This window comes from Pectobacterium punjabense (genome assembly GCF_012427845.1).
Lineage (GTDB): Bacteria > Pseudomonadota > Gammaproteobacteria > Enterobacterales > Enterobacteriaceae > Pectobacterium > Pectobacterium punjabense.
The window spans coordinates 80,942-98,400 of sequence record NZ_CP038498.1 but is presented as its reverse complement, the minus strand read 5'-3'; the positions used below and the strand labels follow the sequence as shown (position 1 = coordinate 98,400).

Genomic DNA, 17,459 nt, shown 5'->3' with positions numbered 1-17,459 from the left:
CATTCTTATATTGTTGGTTATAATCAATCTTATAATCCCGAACACAGGAGAAACGCAATGCCTGTACCGGCAGACCCGGATCGCAAACCAACATCGTCAACCCCAGAAGGGGACACATTGCCACAGAAGCCGCTCTCGTTTCTGGGCAAGAGCAAACGTCTGGCCGCACGAATTCAGGCGATTCCCAGCGTGGCACACCTGATTCGCGCAGGCGAACGTTTCAACGATCGCATGGGCAACCAGTTTGGCGCGGCAATTACCTATTTTTCCTTTCTGTCGCTGATCCCCATTCTCATGGTGTCTTTTGCCGCCGTAGGTTTCGTGTTGGCCTCTAACCCCGACCTGCTGACCGGGCTGATTAACCGCATCGTCAACAGTATCAGCGATCCCAATCTGGCTAATACGTTGAAAAGTACCGTCAACACCGCCGTACAGCAGCGTACCACCGTCGGGCTTACCGGTTTGCTGATCGCACTCTATTCTGGTATCAGTTGGATGGGAAATCTGCGTGAAGCGATTCGCGCTCAGTCGCGCGACGTATGGGAGCGGAACCCAAAAGATGAAGAAAAAATTTACTTTCAGTACACGCGGGACTTCCTGTCGCTGACCGGTTTGGTTATTGCGCTAATTATCACGCTTTTCCTGACTTCCGTTGCTGGCACCGCGCAGAACATGATTGTGACCGCGCTGGGGCTGGATGGCATTGAGTGGTTGCGCCCCGCGTTGACGCTGATTGCGCTATCCATCTCTATATTTGCCAATTATCTGTTATTTCTATGGATATTTTTTGTTTTACCGCGTCATAAACCCAAACGAAAAGCACTCTTTCGCGGCACGCTGATTGCCGCCGTCGGTTTTGAAGCCATCAAGTTCGCGATGACCGTCGCGCTGCCTAAACTCGCGAGTTCTCCTTCAGGAGCTGCGTTCGGCTCGGTTATTGGCCTAATGGCGTTCTTCTATTTCTTCGCGCGCCTAACGCTTTTCTGCGCTGCCTGGATCGCGACGGCGAACTACAAAGGCGACATCTCGACAGACCAGAGCGAACAAGAGAAAGAGAAAGAACCGCCCCCTCCTCGCTAAAAACAGCGGGAAAGCGCTGGTTTTCCGATCTGCGTCATGAAAAAATAAAACATCGTTTCAAGGCTATTGACTCAGTCTCACGTAATGTTGAGACTGAGGTTAATTTCGCGTTTTTTATACCCGAATAATTCGCGTCCCAGGGTACCTTTTCAAACAGGCCAAAAGTGATGACAACTACTAACATTGCCGTAATCGGCGAATGCATGATCGAACTGTCGCAGAAGGGCACGGATCTTAACCGTGGATTTGGCGGCGATACGCTGAACACTGCCGTTTACATTGCCCGTCAGGTAAACGCTGAAAAGCTGGGCGTGCATTACGTGACCGCACTCGGCACCGATAGCTTCAGTACAGAGATGGTTGCCGCCTGGCAAAACGAAGGGGTGAAAACCGACCTGATTCAGCGGCTGGATAACAAACTGCCCGGTTTATATTTCATTGAAACCGACGATAGCGGCGAACGCACATTCTACTATTGGCGCAACGATGCCGCGGCACGCTACTGGTTGGACAGCCCGGAAGCAGAAAAAATTGGTCAGGCGCTGGCGCAATTTGACTATCTCTACCTGAGCGGCATCAGTCTAGCGATTCTGAATGCCGAAAGCCGTCAGCGTCTCCTCGTTCTGCTGCGCGCCTGCCGCGCCAACGGCGGTAAAGTGATTTTTGATAACAACTACCGCCCACGCTTGTGGCAGAGTAAGGAAGAAACGCAACAGGCCTACACCGACATCTTGTCCTGTACGGATATTGCCTTCCTGACGCTGGATGACGAAGACATGCTGTGGGGAACAAAGCCGCTGGAAGCGGTGCTGGAACGGACGCACGGTTTGGGCGTTAGCGAAGTCGTCATCAAACGCGGTGCCGATTCCTGTATCGTGTCAGAGCGCGGACAAGCGCTGGTTGATGTCCCTGCAATAAAATTGCCAAAAGAGAAAGTGGTTGATACCACGGCCGCAGGTGATTCCTTCAGCGCGGGCTATCTATCAGTTCGCCTGAACGGCGGCAGCACGCAGGAAGCGGCAGAGCGCGGTCACCTGACGGCTAGCACAGTCATTCAATACCGTGGCGCGATCATCCCGCTTGACGCGATGCCTGCGTAAACATGACGTCGTGTGATAATAAGCAAAAGGCCGCGACTGCGGCCTTTTCTCTTTACGGATCGTGGGATTACTGCGCAGCGGGAGCCTTGTCCTGTAATTTAGCGTCTTCAGACGCTGCCGCAGACGCGCTGGCAACAGGTTCGACGGCTGGCGTCATAATCTGGTCGTAGGTTTCCTGTAGCGCCTTCATATTCGCTTCAGGTTCACCCGGCTGTTGGATCAACATCATCGTCGTATCTTGTACCAGTTGCTGGTGCAGCTCCTGATTCAGGATATCAAGCGTTAAGGCAGACAGATAAGTCTGACGCAGTTTCTGATACTGCTCGGGAGCAATATCCACCACACCATTCTGCTGGGATCGCAAACGCTGATCCATCAGGATGTCCGTGCTGGTACGTGCATAGGTGGCAAACAGCTTATTCAACTCGTCCGTCTTACGCGCGATCAACGCGTCAAACTCTTGTTGTGTCAGCCCTTTTTCACGCAGCGTAGCCAGCTCGCGCGCCATAAATATCACACTCGGCTCAACGCTCTCACTATTCGGGACATCCATATGAATTGCACACTGAGAGCGGGTATAAAACACGTTGCAGTCGAAACGGAGATTGTTGCCCTTCTGCGGGCTCTTCTCGAGCACCTGCTGAAGGTGCCAGAACATCGCTTCTCGCGTCATGTCACCCAGCCAGTAGCGAACCAGCGCCTGAGATTCACGAATCGGGTGCCACGGCGCATCCCACATCAGCGACAGCGTATCCTGCTGAGCATTGTTATTCATCAGGCTAATCGCCTGTGGTGGCAGCGGGCTTAATGTCGGCAGCGGCGCAGGCGTTTCGCGTTTGCCTTCCAACGGGGAGAAGGCTTTACCGATCTGCTCGATCACGTTGCGGTTATCCACATGACCAACGATGTAGAGCGTCATCGCATCTGGCGTATACCAGGTTTTATAAAATTGCTGAAGTTGCTCGCCATTCAGCGGCGGTTTAACGTCTTGAGCCGGATCGTGCGCCAATAGGGGTGAGCCTTTCAGGCGATAGCGCCAGCTCGGGTCCTGCGGGTTAATCGGAAAGGTGGTCACCTGATCGGGAACCTTCAGCGCGGCCTGTAGCCTTTTTTCGTCGAACGTCATCTGCCCTGCGCTTTCCGCTAGCCACGCCAACGCTTCTTTCAGCAGTTCCGGGCGATTATTCGGCAGGCTCAGGTTATACGACGTGAAATCGTACGAAACAATGACCGGGGGCAGGACGCGTGAACCGTTAGCGTCACGCATCCACATGGAAGGCAACTGAGCAGCGGACAGCTTATCACCGGGCGCGAGTGCCAGACGAGGAAGAAAATGTGCAAAGCCCACTTGCTGGGCGTTTTCCAGCAACGATCCAGCATTAACAACCAGACGTAGCTCAACCCGATCGCCGGGGCGCTGTGGTGTGGTTAATAACTGCCAGGTAAAACCATTGTCCAGTTTACCCTGCTGCCAGGCAGGATCGGGCTGTAGTGCTTCAGCCTGCACGCTGCTGCTGACCATGGCCAGCAACACACCACCAACGAAAAGCGCCTTTTTGGTGCCCTGCATGTGAACCCCTACTTATAGCTATCCAACATAATAATGTGGTTATTGTTGATCATTATGGTGGCCTTGCGTCTGCCACCGCACACTCTCGTGGATATATCACGGAAAAAAATTGAAGACGCGAAGTGTACCATTCCCTTGGACAGCGCGCTTTTGTCTATGTCACTTCAGGAGGTGAAATAATCTGCAAAAAAGATAAAAATAGTCATATTTAACAATATTTTTACGTTTTGGGACGTTCAAAAAGTGGAGGAAAACCGTTGAGTTGGGTGCAGCTTGTTTACACACAAAAAATTTACAGACAAAAGAATTCCCCACGGTGCAGAGCGCCGTAGGGAATTGATTTAGAAAACTAGGCTTACGAGAACCAGGCTTACATGATAACTACATGCTTACAACTGCATGCTGGAATTACGACTGTGCCGTTGGCGTGGCCGCGTTATCGCCCTTATTGTTACCGGACAGCTCAGCGTCTAGTTTCTTCTCATCCAGCTCGCGGCAGTATTTTGCTACCACGATAGTCGCAACACCGTTACCAATCAGGTTGGTCAGCGCACGAGCTTCTGACATGAAGCGGTCAATACCCAGAATCAACGCCAGACCAGCAACAGGCAGATGGCCTACGGCAGACAGCGTTGCTGCCAGTACAATAAACCCACTTCCCGTCACGCCTGCTGCGCCTTTAGAGGACAGTAACAGCACCACCAGCAGCGTAATCTGATGCCAGATATCCATGTGGCTGTTGGTTGCCTGAGCGATAAACACTGCCGCCATTGTCAGATAGATGGAGGTGCCATCAAGGTTGAACGAATAGCCGGTAGGGATAACCAACCCGACGACAGATTTCTTACAACCGACCTTCTCCATCTTCTCCAACATACGTGGCAGCACGGATTCAGAAGAGGACGTACCCAGTACGATCAGCAGTTCTTCACGGATGTAACGAATGAATTTGAAGATACTGAAGCCCGTTGCTTTCGCAATGCTGCCCAACACCAGAAATACAAACAGAACACAGGTGATGTAGAAGCAGAGGATCAGTTGCCCCAACTGCACCAGCGTACCAACGCCATATTTACCGATGGTAAAGGCCATGGCACCGAACGCACCCAGAGGAGCCAATTTCATGATCATGTTAATGACGCCGAAAATGACCTTGGAGAAGCTGTCGATCACATCAAAAATGACCTTGCCCTTTGGCCCCAGGCGGTGCAGCGCAAAGCCAAACATCACAGCAAACAGCAGAACCTGCAAGATATTACCGCTAGCAAACGCACCAACCACACTCGCCGGGATCACATCCATCAGGAATGGAATCAGACCCTGTTGCGAAGCCTGTTGGGTATAGACCGCCACCGCAGAAGCATCAAGCGTACTCGGGTCGATATTCATTCCCACGCCTGGTTGCACCACGTTGACCACGACCAGACCGATAATCAGCGCAATCGTACTCACAATTTCAAAATACAGCAGAGCGGCCGCACCAGTACGACCGACCGACTTCATACTTTCCATGCCTGCGATACCGGTTACGACCGTACAGAAGATAACCGGCGCAATAATCATTTTAATTAATTTAACAAACCCATCGCCCAGAGGCTTCATTTGCTCACCAAGCTGGGGGTAGAAATGCCCCAACAGTATCCCTATCGTAATGGCGGCAAGAACCTGAAAATAAAGACTTTTAAAAATTGATGTTTTCATACATACGTCCTATGGTGGGGAAAACACAGGAGGGGAATAGGGTACGAAAATGCCGCCTGTGATTGCGCCGGAAAGTAACATTGCAATAACAAGCTGAGAATGTTTTATAAGTTTAGTTTGTGAACGACAGGTTAAAAACAAGAGCTGAATCACGTCAGCAAGAGTTATAAAGAAACATCAGTGCAATTTACTTGTAACAGATGCACATTTTTACAGCATAAAAAATCCGTAAAAAGCTCTCAAAGCCCCGCTATACGGGGAAGATGCCGTTCAGGGAATACCACGATAAAAAGTAACATTTCCGTTACCTTTTAATACTCAGGAAGACGCGATAAGGAGATGAATACCGCATTTCTTATCACACCGCGCCAGCTGCATGGCGAAACGCGCCTGCGACAAACGCAGTGCCGCCTCCTCTGGCCGAGGGTCGGTAATCGTTAGGACACCGGCGCTGACAGCCCGAGCAGGGTGCGATCCCGTAGGTAAAAAGGGGGAATTAATCGCCAGCATCACGTTTTGTGCCCAATCTTGCGCCCGTCCAGCGGATTCTAGCGTCTTCCCGATGATAGCGAACTCGTCACAATCGAGGCGCGCCAGATAAAGGCTCCCTGCCTCATGTTGTTCTTCTATCACCGCACAGAATTGCTTCGCCAGCGCAGCCATATCACTCTGGCTGGCGGAGGAATCAAGCCCAAAAACGAGCAGGCTAAACGGAGTCGCATCCGCCAGACGCTGCTCAAGGCGTCGTATAAAATGCGCGTTGTCCGGCAACCCGACACCTTCAGTACTGGCAGAGAGAGATTGCTCCAGCAGTTGTTGATTACGGTTGTAGCTGCGCACTAGCGCGCCCAGCTCATCATCCTGATGCCAGGGTGGCAGCGTGAGGGGTCGGTGAAGCATCGCATCCGGCGGTAGATTCTGTAACTCGACAATAATCCCACGCAGCGGGTGTATCAGAAGTCGGTTAATGCACCAGGTAATAGCGATCGACATAATCAACGCCAGCAGCAGATACGTCGCCAACATGGTTGAAAAGGTGCTGACGATAAATTGATACATCCGATAGGAATCTGCCTGCAAGACCAGATGCGCCAGCGGTGCCGAATATTGCGTCTGCGGTGGCGAATAGAGTGGAATAGAGATACGGATCGGCAGCTTAAAGACCCGCGCGATCCAGTCCGGCACCGGGCGTTCTTTCGGGAAATTGGCGTGGAGCGTCTGAAAATCATCCGGCAGCAATACATCTGCCCGGCTAAGAAAGGCAACCGGCAGCAAGCTATCCAGAATATTGCCAGCGCGTTGCACCTCCCCTTGTAGCACCGCGTCCGTCAGTGGTTGACGCACGGAATACGCGATGCTTTCCAACTGCTTGGCATAATCTTCACGGCGCTGGTGAACGAAGTGGAAAAGCTGTATGACGATGAACAGGCTGATTGTCACCAGTGCCACGGCAGACACGGCTGTCATCTGTTTAATCGTTAATGAACGTCTGAGCCGCAAGCGCTTTCTCCGTCAACCTTTTATGCAGATCTGAATATCTGCCCCATACCCAGCGCGAAAAACGCACCGCCACGCGCACCAGTAACGCGCAGCAAACAGTATAAGGCAGCTTATCGCCGCCTCAACGCTGTTTTCTGCTGGTGCTCAGGGGATTTCATCTTAATCCTAGGCTCCCTTTGGTGGGAGCCGTAACGCGGCCTCAGAATAGGGGATATCCCCTGTATAAGCCAGCATAGCGATTCAGGGGCAGAGCGAAGATAACGAGCGATGAAGAAAGGCGGGCAGCAGCCTCGCCGCTACCCGATAAGACGTGTGATGACGGGCTACTCCTGCTCACTTAAGCCCGTTTTTAGGGGAAACACAAGGGGAGATTCCCGCAGAGATGCCTCACCCCGGTGGTCGCCCCGTGTATCTCGATACTTAAACGATTCGCACTATGTTATGGCGATTGACGCTATTGCGGATATGGCACCCAGTCTCCGCCGTTCAAACGAATGTAGGGTTTTCCCTGATATTGCATCACGATCGCGTTCTCATTCTCCGAAATCGCTTCCGTTTGCGGCAACGTGCTCGCCAGCGTTTGCCAATCCACAGAAGGTGCGGTGAACACTTTGCCATCCACCATCCGTGCGACCAGTTCCGAAATCGCCAGATAGCTGCTCGGTGACGTCACCTCCAGCGCGTCGCCCTGATGCGGGGCCTGCAAACCAAACAGTTTTACGCCGACAGGAATATGCGTGATGCTCGGACTGGGAATATCACGTAGGCCAGACATTTGCATCTTATCGCCAGCCAGCGCTGCGCCGTGCTCCGGTACCACCACCACCATGACTTTGCGACCAGATTTCTGCAACACGTCAAAAAAAGCATCCAGTTGGTCAAACAGAATCTTTGCACGTGGCGCATAGTCAGCCGACTGGTTGGTGCCCACGAAGCGGTTACCATCATGCAGCGGAATCAGGTTAAAGAAGGTCGCGTTACGCGTCGGCGTTGCTTTATTTCGCTCACCCAACCAACGATTTAACAGCTCCAAATCGTTATAAATCGGCTCACCGTCGAACGAGGTAATCTGGTGGCTGATGCCCTCCTGTGACAGCATCGGAATCTGAATGTCACCCTCTTCACGCACCTCACGCAGGTAATTCCCAAAGACGCCGGAATGATCGAGCATCAGTTGCTCTTCAAAACCCAGTTTCACCAAATTACTGAACAAGAAGCACTGCTGGTTCACTGGCTGGTACAAATCGGTGTGAGACTGTTGACCACAGCTTGCCCGCAGCAGGCGAATTGACGCCGGTCCGCTATACGCGGTAGCGGAATTAAACTGACGGAACAGGATATCGAACTTCTTCCACAGCGGATGATTTTCCAACTGCGCCACTTCTATATCCGACCATGCCAGCGAACAAATGTTGATAATCAGGAGATCAAACGGCTGTGCATCCTGTGGCAGCGCGGTAGGAAAGGCCGTAGTTCGTGCTTTCTCTCGCGTATAAAACTGGTTCAGATAAGCGGTGAGGTTCGCGTTCGTTGGCGGTAACGTGGCTTCAGGCAGCGCAGTATCTCCACCCGCTGGGGAAGCCGCCGCCGAGGGCGCGGGTGCCATCGAGGCCGTCGGCATCAGCGAAACGGCAGGGGCTGCCAGATTGACAACGTTTAGCCATGTCAGCGCCGCCACGGTAAACACCGTAATACGAATCCACTGCGCGAAAAACAGGTAGGCCACGGTGATAACCACAGCCGCACCGACCATTTGCCAGTTAATGAAGCGGTTTAACAGCTCCAGCAAATAGGCGGCGCTAAAGCCAGCAACCTGCGTCCCCTGGCTGAGAATACTGTTGATGCCCGGCAGCCAGGTATCGTGGTAAAAAAGCCCAATACCGAGTGGGATAGCAATAATATGACGCCAGCGGTGCAGCGTGACATTGGGGATCGGGAACAACAAAAACGCCAGAAATACCAGGTTAAGCAACGGATGAAAATTCAGGTATCCAAACCATAACAGGGCAAATTTCAGCAAGAAATACACATTCCAGGCACCGAGCCCGCGCCAGTAGCGCCATATATCCTGCTGTTTTTGCGTATCCTGCTGTTGCTTGCGTGTTTTTTCGTCCATTTTATTTTTTAGTCTCTGCTGAAGTCGGCTTGGTTGAGACCGTCTTGGTTGAAGAAGGGCTACGCATCCAGACACTTGCTGGCTTCAGGTAGCGCGGTGACAACAGCCTGTTTTTCCAATACTGAAGCCAGTGGGGAATCACACGGTGCGCCAAATAGCCGAGCGTAAAGAAGATGACTGCGCTTAATAGCACCAGTTGAACGATATCAATCAGGTTCATCATGATGGTTCTCCCGGTACACGGGTCGGTAAATCGGGTCCCAGTAAATCAGGGTTTAGTAAATCAATCGCAATAGGCTCACGCCGCGGCGTTTGGCTGCGTGGTGCAGATTCGGTCTGCTGCAATTGGACGTAATCATTAATCTGCTGTTCTTGCCCGGAAGTGCTGTCCTGCACCAACGATTTGATTTCCGCTAAAATCTGTAAGTCTTGTGACCACACAATCCGATTACTGAACACTTCATCTACCGGAAGACGGAAGATAGACTTCAGCGCGATATCCAATTCATTCAAACGACAATTAGACAGAAATAAAAACAGACGGCCCTGCGCGATCGTGACGACATCACCAAAACGCCGCAGCGTGCACAGCGTCAGCACCTGCGCTGCTCGTACCCCCGGAACCGGGCGCAATGCCACCAGCACGCCTTTGCTGCCTTCAGGCATCAACGTACTATCAATCAACATTTGCACAGACTGGCGAAAGGTCTCAGGCGGCTGATAGCCCTTAATTTGCAGCGGCCGCATGGTGGTCAGCAGAACCTCGACATCGACAGGAACATGTTTAGTAAAGCGCTGCCCTTGCACGCTTTCAATCCGTGTCAGGAAGCGAGATAGCGGTTCTGAATGGGAGACAATAAGATTTGCGCCACACGCCAATAACAAGCGTTCGTCGCTGGCGCGCAGGCAGGGCTTCATTTCCCGCACCACAATCTTCAGCAATTCACCACGCTGCCGCCGCAGGCTATGAACCTGTTTGACGAGTGTATCCACCTGATTGGTTTGATTCAGTGCAAAAACGAGCGTCGCCGCATTCGTCAACATGCCGGTTTGTACCAAAATGGCATTATCGTCCAGTAACTGCCAATTTTCTGACAGCGCGGGGGCACCCTCCATCACGCTCTTTTCCATCAGAAAGAGCCCATCGTCATTCAGAGATGGTGTGAGGATGGGTTCCTCTTCCGCCAGCATTTGCCAACCGCCATGATCGGGTTGCAGCATCTGTACCTTATTCGCCCGCACGCCTCTTTCCGTTGCCCACCATGACACCAGATACTGTGCGCGATCCTGCTGCCATTGCAGGCTGGCCAAGCCGTAAAGCCCGCGGTGTTGGGAGATCAACATATTTCTCAAACGGGTTACGCCGCTGCTATGGCTGAGAACCACCAGCGTACATTGGCGCTGATGTAGCCATACTGCCGTGTCATCCACCCAGCGCTGTAGTCTTTCCGGTGAGATATCTCTCCACAGGCTGGCGGGAGCATAAAGCACTAACAGACGATGTTTCGGACGTAATGCGCGCATCAAGTCATCGGTTAAATTCAGCAACGCGGCTTTATTTTCCGGCAATATATAGCAAGATAACTGTTTTGTTTCGGTATTAAACAATGTCGTCAACAGCGCGTCAGACCGTTCCCCACAGCCGATTAACGCCACTCTCGCGTCGTTATTTTGGCTATGCATAACTTGTTGGCAAAATAATGCGGCATCAACCTGTCGGTCAATATTCACCCAATAAAATCCCGCCAGTTGGAGCGTAGCCAACTCATCCCAAAGGTGACGGATACCTAATGAAAAGTTCTGCTTCATAGACTGATTTTCTTTTCCGTTAATGGCAGCAACCAACCCTTAAATATTCCCTAGATAATTCGAATTGCAGGCAGGCGGCTATAAGACATACACCAGTAGGAGACTGGAGTAGCAAACCTGCTGGGAGCAGATTTGAACGCTGCTTGCCGCAGCCCTTTACGGCGGGCCGGGTACTTAAGAAAGTCAACGCATAGGCAACTCGAAGTATGACGAGAATGACGCAGTCAAAATAAACTCTAGCAGCCCCCCGAAGGATCACAACTTTGCGCTATAAATTATTCCTATCCCTTGATAAATCACCCGTTACTATTTTTTCCTATTCACATTGCAATCATCAATTCATTGCTATAGTTAACGGGCACACCTGACTCCTTATTAAAGACAGCAGAGGCGTAACCCTTCATCTGCCAGACTGTCTGTTATGGGTGCAGTAAAAGACGCACCACATCTGTTATTTGGATGTTTTCCCTTTATCGATATCAATGATAATGGATAGCCTATTTCAGAGGCATGGGATGAATAACGAACCGACTCGTATAGATACCAGCGCACGCGCCGATTTAACCGAAAATGCAAGAACCGACGACGATCTACGGGTTCTCAGTCAGGCTTTTTCTTTGCCTGAAATAAGCTATATCGATATTTCCCGTCAGGCGCGTCTGAGCCAAATGATGGCTCGCTGGCCGCTGCTGGATGAATTAAAAGAACCGGCTGGGAGCAACTGACAATGCCCGTTATTGCATTGCAAGGAATCCGCGGAGGCGTAGGCACCACCTCAATCGCCGCCGCGCTGGGTTGGGCCTTCCAACGGCTGGGCGAATCCGCACTGGTGATTGATTTTTCGCCGGACAACTTGCTGCGCATTAATTTTAATATGCCGTTTGAACAGCGCCGCGGCTGGGCGCGAGCGGAAGCCGATGGCGCGCCGTGGCAAACGGGTGCCATGCAATATCTCCCCGGACTGGATTTCCTGCCGTTTGGTCGCCTGAATACACAGGAGATCGCGACGCTCCAACAGCATTACCACCAGCACCCCGCACTCTGGCAAAACAATCTGGCACAGCTCAGCGCGGCAGGTCGCCATCGCTGGATACTGATCGATGTACCGGCAGACAATAGCCCGCTCACGCGGCAGGCGTTAGCCACCGCGAATACCGTTTTTCAGGTGGTGGTGGCCGATGCCAACTGCCATTCGCGCTTACATCAGCAGGCCTTGCCGCGCCAGTGCCATTTTCTGGTGAATCAATTTTCTACTCTCAGCACACTTCAACAGGATTTGCACCAGCTCTGGCTGCACACGCTGTCACACCTGCTGCCGCTGGTGGTACACCGTGACGAAGCCTTAGCAGAATCGCTGATGCTGAAGCAACCGCTGGGCGAATGTCGCCCGGACAGCGTGGCAGCGGAAGAGATCATGACGCTGGCAAACTGGTGCCTGATTCACGTTAAGGAAAGCGGCGTATGAGTGGCATCCTGCGCTTGTTCCTCGTTCCGCCCGCCAGACAGGCGATACAGCGGCGCTACCGCAGCTATCGTCAGCAGGGTGCCTCCGCCTTTGCCGCCTTTTTCGCCACGCTGTTTGCGATACTCGGCTGGATCGTCCTGCGGCTGGAGTCTGAGGGATGGCAACAGATTCGCGCGCAGCGAACCTACTGGTTCCCGCACATCTCGCCTCAGCGCCCGCGCCCAGCCGATGTGCTTCGCTATGTGACGCAGGGTATTTGGCTGCTGACCATCAAAAATGGCCAGTTGCCGACATCGCGCCGCAATTACTTCTCCGCGCTGCCGCGCTGGCGGCAACGCTACATGAACGCGCAGCAAGCGCTGTTCGCCCGCTTTAGCCACGCGAATACGAACGAACGCGAAGATAGTCAATCAGGCACCACACCGACGAACCGCGTACAAAGGCTGGTCACGGTGGCACTGAGTCTGCTGTGTGCGGCGCTGGCACTCCTGTGCATCACGCAGCCGTTTGATTTGCTGTCGCAGTTTATTTTCATGACGCTGCTGTGGGGCATCGCCATGTTCGTTCGCAACATGCCGGGACGCATGCCGACGCTCATGATGATTGCCCTTTCCTTCACGGTTTCCTGCCGTTACCTGTGGTGGCGCTATACCGAAACCCTGAACTGGGACGACCCTGTCAGCCTGGTATGTGGCCTGTTACTGCTCGCAGCGGAAACCTACGCCTGGGTTGTGTTGGTGCTAGGCTATTTCCAGACGATCTGGCCGCTGAACCGCCACCCGGTTTCACTGCCGGAAGACAGCAATACGTGGCCGACCGTCGATCTGATGATCCCGACCTATAATGAACCCTTGAGCGTGGTGAAACCAACGGTGTATGCCGCGCTAGGCATCGACTGGCCTAAAGACAAGCTCAACATCTATATTCTGGATGACGGCGGCCGCGCCGAATTTAAGGCCTTCGCAGAAGAAGTCGGCGTCCATTACATCGCCCGCGTCACACACGAACATGCCAAAGCCGGGAACATCAACAATGCCCTGAAGCAGGCAAAAGGCGAGTTCGTTGCCATTTTCGACTGCGACCACGTCCCTACCCGCTCCTTTTTGCAGTTAACCATGGGCTGGTTTTTCAAAGATAAAAAGCTGGCGATGTTACAAACACCGCACCATTTCTTCTCGCCCGATCCGTTCGAGCGCAATCTGGGACGCTTCCGCCGTACGCCCAATGAAGGCACACTGTTCTACGGTCTGGTTCAGGACGGTAACGACATGTGGGATGCCACGTTCTTCTGCGGCTCCTGCGCCATTCTGCGGCGTAAACCGCTGGATGAGATTGGCGGCATCGCGGTCGAAACAGTGACGGAAGATGCCCACACCTCACTGCGTCTGCATCGCCGTGGCTACAGCTCAGCCTATATCCGCATTCCGCAAGCGGCGGGACTGGCAACCGAGAGTCTCTCGGCTCACATCGGTCAGCGTATTCGCTGGGCGCGCGGGATGGTGCAAATTTTCCGGTTGGATAACCCGCTGTTCGGCAAAGGGCTGAAGCTAGGACAGCGGCTGTGTTACGCCAACGCCATGATGCACTTTCTGTCCGGTATTCCCCGGCTGATCTTCCTGACCGCGCCGCTGGCGTTTCTCCTGATGCATGCTTACATCATCTTCGCCCCGGCGTTAGCTATTGCGCTCTACGTGCTGCCGCACATGGTGCACGCCAGCCTGACCAACTCGCGCATTCAGGGACGCTACCGTCACTCGTTCTGGAGTGAGATCTATGAAACCGTGCTGGCCTGGTACATCGCCCGCCCGACTACCGTCGCGCTGTTTAACCCACACAAAGGGAAATTCAACGTGACGGCCAAAGGCGGACTGGTGGAAGAACAGCATGTCGATTGGGTGATTACGCGACCTTATCTGGTGCTGGTGCTGCTGAATATCGCAGGGGTCGTGTATGGCCTCTGGCGTCTAATTTACGGGCCGCCGGAAGAGATCATGACGGTGCTCATCAGCCTGCTGTGGGTCGTGTACAACATGACCATTTTAGGCGGAGCCGTCGCGGTTGCCGTAGAAGCCAAGCAGGTACGTCAGGCCCACCGGGTGGAAATGTCGATGTCCGCTTCCATCCTCCGTGCCGATGGCCACCTTTTCCCTTGCGTCTTGCGCGACTACTCTGACGGCGGAGTCGGCGTTGAAGCCCGTGAATCAGGTATTCTTCAGGTCGGAGACAACGTCTCGCTGCTGCTAAAACGCGGCCAGCAGGAGTACGCCTTCCCTTTCAGCGTCACCCGCGCATTCGACAATAAAATTGGCTTACGCATGACCAACCTGAGCATCCGCCAGCATATTGATTTCATTCAATGTACCTTTGCCCGCGCCGATACCTGGGCGCTCTGGCAAGACAGCTTCCCGCAGGATAAACCGGTCGAAAGTCTGGTCGATGTACTGGCACTTGGCTTTCGCGGCTACCTGCGTCTGGCAGATTACGCACCGCCAGTGATACGCAATATTATCCTGGCCTTCCTCAACGTCGTGGTGTGGGTTGTGTCATTCATCCCGCGCTATGTAGGAAGACGCGCAGTAACTGACCAGCCAGATGCTGTACTGGCGAAAAAGGCCGTACATCGGGGCAATACGCCATCTGCCCATGAAACGCGATTTGCACAAGAGAACCTGTTTACAGAAAAGACAGTGGCTTGATTGCCATTCACAGGCCGTGACCAACGGTCTTTTTCCCGACAAAGAAAAAGACCCTTAACATTGATGATGACACAATGACGAAAAAAATAATCTGGTTCACCGCATTGGCTTTAGGCGTCAGCTCATTATCTCAGGCTGTCACCGCGCCGCACGCACCCACTCCGGCTGCGGGAGGTGCCGCCCTGCCACCCGCCAATGCTGCCACCGCCGCGCCAGCGACTGGCATGTCTACGACGAACATGCCCACGATCCCACTGGTGCAACCGTCAGCCAACGCCGCCGTGCGCAACATGGTGCTGCCGTTTGCGCAAATTGCGCCTGCACCGGGCTCCTTTGCGCTGCGCGGTATTAATCCCGACGGACAGATTGAATTCGGCGTTCGCAGTGATGAGGTGGTCACGCAGGCGTCGCTTGACCTCGAATTTACGCCGTCACCGGCGCTAATCCCCACCGAATCTCATATCAAGGTTTACCTGAACAATGAGCTGATGGGCGTCACCACCATTAGCAAAGAGCAGATGGGTAAATCCAGCCGCGTCCGTATTCCTATCGACCCGCGCTACATCACGGACTTCAACCGCCTGCAACTGGTGTTCGTCGGTCATTATCAAAACATCTGTGAAAATCCAGCCAGCACCAGCCTGTGGTTGGATGTCAGCAAAGCCAGCGCGCTCAATCTGCAATTCCAGAAGCTGACGCTGAAGGACGACCTATCGCCGTTCCCCGCACCATTTTTTGACAGTCGCGATACGCGACCGTTGACGCTGCCTATTGTCTTTGCCGGCCAGCCGGATCTGGTGCAACAGCGTGCCGCCGCCATGCTCGCCTCCTGGTTTGGCAGCAAAGCACAATGGCGTGGGCAATCTTTCCCTGCTCTTTTCAACCAACTGCCAGATCGCCACGGCATTGTTTTCGCCACCAACGACAAGCGCCCTGATTTCCTGCATGATGCCCCGGCCGTAAACGGACCGACAGTGTCTATCATCAGCCACCCTAACGATCCCCACGTTAAGCTGTTATTGGTACAGGGTCGTGATGATAATGAGTTGCTCACCGCCGTGCAGGGCATTGCACAGGGGAACACGCTGTTCCGTGGGCAAAGCGTTACCATCGATAAGGTCGAACAGCTCGCCCCACGCCAACCGTATGATGCGCCAAACTGGGTACGCACCGACCGCCCGATGACCTTCGCCGAGCTTCAGCAATATAACGAGCAGTTGCAGACCGACGGTATCGTACCTCGGCCAATTTCACTGACGATGAACCTGCCGCCTGACCTGTTTCTTATCCGCAGTCAGGGCATCGATATGCGCCTGAAATATCGCTACACCGCGCCGCAGGTGCAGGACGGTTCACGTCTGAGCATCAATCTAAATAATCAGTTTGTACAAGCCTTCTCGCTGGCAGCGGAACACGACCAGAATTCACTGTTGATGCGTTTGCCGCTCACACAGGGGTTATTGGATTCCAACAAAACCCTGACTATCCCTGCGTTGAAACTCGGCACCATCAACCAGCTGCGCTTTGATTTCAATTACACCACGCTGCTCTCCAGCGGCACTGCTGACCGCTGTGAAACCTATACACCGGTCGTGAATCACGCCGTCATCGATAGCAATTCAACCATTAACTTCTCTGGTTATCGCCACTTTATGGCGATGCCGGATCTGCGTGCCTTTGCCAATGCGGGCTACCCATTCAGCCGGCTGGCTGACCTATCACAAACGCTGGTACTGGTGAACAAACAGCCTCAACCCGCTCAGGTCAGCGCAATGCTGAACGCCATCGGCAATATTGGGGCACAAACTGGCTACCCAGCATTGGCGGTACAGCTCAGCGATGATTGGACACAGGTCGACAAACAGGACAGCGATATTTTGATGATCGGCGCGATCCCGCCTGAACTGCATGACGACGGCAAGATCAATCTACTGGTCGAGCAAACGCAAAGTTGGATCAAGCAGCCGATACGCCAGACCGCTATCCCAGACATCGGCTCGCCCGATTCTGACGCGAAGCCAGACAGTAAAACCACCGTCAGCAGCGCGGGGGCGATGTCGGCGATTATTGGCTTTCAATCCCCGTATCACGACCAGCGCAGTGTTGTCGCCCTACTGGCCGATAGTCCACAGGGCTATGCGTTACTCAACAACGCGCTAATCGACAGCGAGAAAAGAGCGTCGCTGTTCGGTTCCGTTTCCGTCATCCGCGAGTCAGGCATCAATAATCTGCGTGTCGGAGACGTTTATTACGTCGGTCATCTGCCGTGGTGGGAACGTATCTGGCACGCATTAGCACAACATCCCATCTGGCTCGCGGTCATATCGACGCTCACCGTGATTATTGTTGCCTGGCTGCTGTGGCGTGGCCTGAAATTCTTCAGCCGCCGTCGCCTGTCACCAGATGAAAGGGATTAACGCAC

The 17,459-nt window shown here is 53.4% G+C and carries 12 protein-coding genes; 6 read left to right on the top strand and 6 right to left on the bottom strand.

Annotated elements, in window-relative coordinates; translation table 11 throughout:
* Window positions 1–57 precede the first annotated feature (57 nt).
* Together yhjD and kdgK are read left to right on the top strand one after the other, a co-directional pair.
* Window positions 58–1,080, top strand: a complete 1,023-nt coding sequence (yhjD, locus tag E2566_RS00425; RefSeq protein WP_107168641.1) for an inner membrane protein YhjD — start codon at window positions 58–60, stop codon at window positions 1,078–1,080.
* 167 nt (window positions 1,081–1,247) lie between these two features.
* Complete coding sequence (kdgK, locus tag E2566_RS00420; RefSeq protein WP_107168640.1) at window positions 1,248–2,180, top strand: 2-dehydro-3-deoxygluconokinase; 933 nt, start codon at window positions 1,248–1,250, stop codon at window positions 2,178–2,180.
* A 67-nt stretch (window positions 2,181–2,247) separates the two neighbouring features.
* Here kdgK and E2566_RS00415 read toward each other — a convergent pair whose 3' ends face one another.
* The 6 genes from E2566_RS00415 to bcsE all read right to left on the bottom strand — a co-directional run bounded on the left by E2566_RS00415 (window position 2,248) and on the right by bcsE (window position 10,876).
* Window positions 2,248–3,750, bottom strand: a complete 1,503-nt coding sequence (locus E2566_RS00415; RefSeq protein WP_107168639.1) for a M16 family metallopeptidase — start codon at window positions 3,748–3,750, stop codon at window positions 2,248–2,250.
* A gap of 408 nt (window positions 3,751–4,158) precedes the next feature.
* On the bottom strand, window positions 4,159–5,451 hold the full coding sequence (locus E2566_RS00410) for a dicarboxylate/amino acid:cation symporter (protein ID WP_107168638.1): 1,293 nt from the start codon (window positions 5,449–5,451) through the stop codon (window positions 4,159–4,161).
* Between the two features lie 318 nt (window positions 5,452–5,769).
* Entirely contained in the window at window positions 5,770–6,918 is a 1,149-nt protein-coding gene (locus E2566_RS00405) for a HAMP domain-containing protein (protein ID WP_107168637.1), read from the bottom strand.
* Between the two features lie 487 nt (window positions 6,919–7,405).
* Window positions 7,406–9,067 carry a cellulose biosynthesis protein BcsG gene (gene bcsG / locus E2566_RS00400; RefSeq protein ID WP_107168636.1) on the bottom strand — a complete coding sequence of 554 codons (1,662 nt, stop codon included), beginning with the start codon at window positions 9,065–9,067 and terminating at the stop codon, window positions 7,406–7,408.
* 1 nt (window position 9,068) lies between these two features.
* Window positions 9,069–9,287, bottom strand: a complete 219-nt coding sequence (gene bcsF / locus E2566_RS00395; protein ID WP_080965276.1) for a cellulose biosynthesis protein BcsF — start codon at window positions 9,285–9,287, stop codon at window positions 9,069–9,071.
* Entirely contained in the window at window positions 9,287–10,876 is a 1,590-nt protein-coding gene (bcsE, locus tag E2566_RS00390) for a cellulose biosynthesis protein BcsE (protein WP_107168721.1), read from the bottom strand. The genes bcsF and bcsE overlap by 1 nt, the downstream gene beginning before the upstream one ends.
* Window positions 10,877–11,391: 515 nt before the next feature.
* On the opposite strand from bcsE, the gene bcsR reads away from it, so the two are divergent.
* From bcsR to bcsB, 4 genes are all read left to right on the top strand, one after another.
* Entirely contained in the window at window positions 11,392–11,601 is a 210-nt protein-coding gene (gene bcsR, locus E2566_RS00385) for a cellulose biosynthesis protein BcsR (protein WP_165800637.1), read from the top strand.
* Window positions 11,602–11,603: 2 nt separating this feature from the next.
* Window positions 11,604–12,341, top strand: a complete 738-nt coding sequence (gene bcsQ / locus E2566_RS00380; RefSeq protein WP_014917066.1) for a cellulose biosynthesis protein BcsQ — start codon at window positions 11,604–11,606, stop codon at window positions 12,339–12,341.
* Window positions 12,338–15,037 carry a UDP-forming cellulose synthase catalytic subunit gene (bcsA, locus tag E2566_RS00375; protein WP_107168635.1) on the top strand — a complete coding sequence of 900 codons (2,700 nt, stop codon included), beginning with the start codon at window positions 12,338–12,340 and terminating at the stop codon, window positions 15,035–15,037. Before bcsQ ends, bcsA begins: the two co-directional genes overlap by 4 nt.
* Before the next feature lie 74 nt (window positions 15,038–15,111).
* Window positions 15,112–17,454 (top strand): cellulose biosynthesis cyclic di-GMP-binding regulatory protein BcsB, encoded by a 2,343-nt coding sequence (bcsB, locus tag E2566_RS00370; protein ID WP_107168634.1) that lies wholly within the window; start codon window positions 15,112–15,114, stop codon window positions 17,452–17,454.
* The last annotated feature ends 5 nt before the right edge of the window (window positions 17,455–17,459 follow it).

Coding starts and splice junctions, on each gene's coding strand:
- bcsR (WP_165800637.1), top strand. CDS start 11,392: ATGAATAACGAACCGACTCGTATAGATACCAGCGCACGCGCCGATTTA.
- bcsG (WP_107168636.1), bottom strand. CDS start 9,067: ATGGACGAAAAAACACGCAAGCAACAGCAGGATACGCAAAAACAGCAG.
- kdgK (WP_107168640.1), top strand. CDS start 1,248: ATGACAACTACTAACATTGCCGTAATCGGCGAATGCATGATCGAACTG.
- E2566_RS00410 (WP_107168638.1), bottom strand. CDS start 5,451: ATGAAAACATCAATTTTTAAAAGTCTTTATTTTCAGGTTCTTGCCGCC.
- bcsE (WP_107168721.1), bottom strand. CDS start 10,876: ATGAAGCAGAACTTTTCATTAGGTATCCGTCACCTTTGGGATGAGTTG.
- bcsF (WP_080965276.1), bottom strand. CDS start 9,287: ATGAACCTGATTGATATCGTTCAACTGGTGCTATTAAGCGCAGTCATC.
- bcsA (WP_107168635.1), top strand. CDS start 12,338: ATGAGTGGCATCCTGCGCTTGTTCCTCGTTCCGCCCGCCAGACAGGCG.
- bcsB (WP_107168634.1), top strand. CDS start 15,112: ATGACGAAAAAAATAATCTGGTTCACCGCATTGGCTTTAGGCGTCAGC.
- yhjD (WP_107168641.1), top strand. CDS start 58: ATGCCTGTACCGGCAGACCCGGATCGCAAACCAACATCGTCAACCCCA.
- bcsQ (WP_014917066.1), top strand. CDS start 11,604: ATGCCCGTTATTGCATTGCAAGGAATCCGCGGAGGCGTAGGCACCACC.
- E2566_RS00405 (WP_107168637.1), bottom strand. CDS start 6,918: ATGACAGCCGTGTCTGCCGTGGCACTGGTGACAATCAGCCTGTTCATC.
- E2566_RS00415 (WP_107168639.1), bottom strand. CDS start 3,750: ATGCAGGGCACCAAAAAGGCGCTTTTCGTTGGTGGTGTGTTGCTGGCC.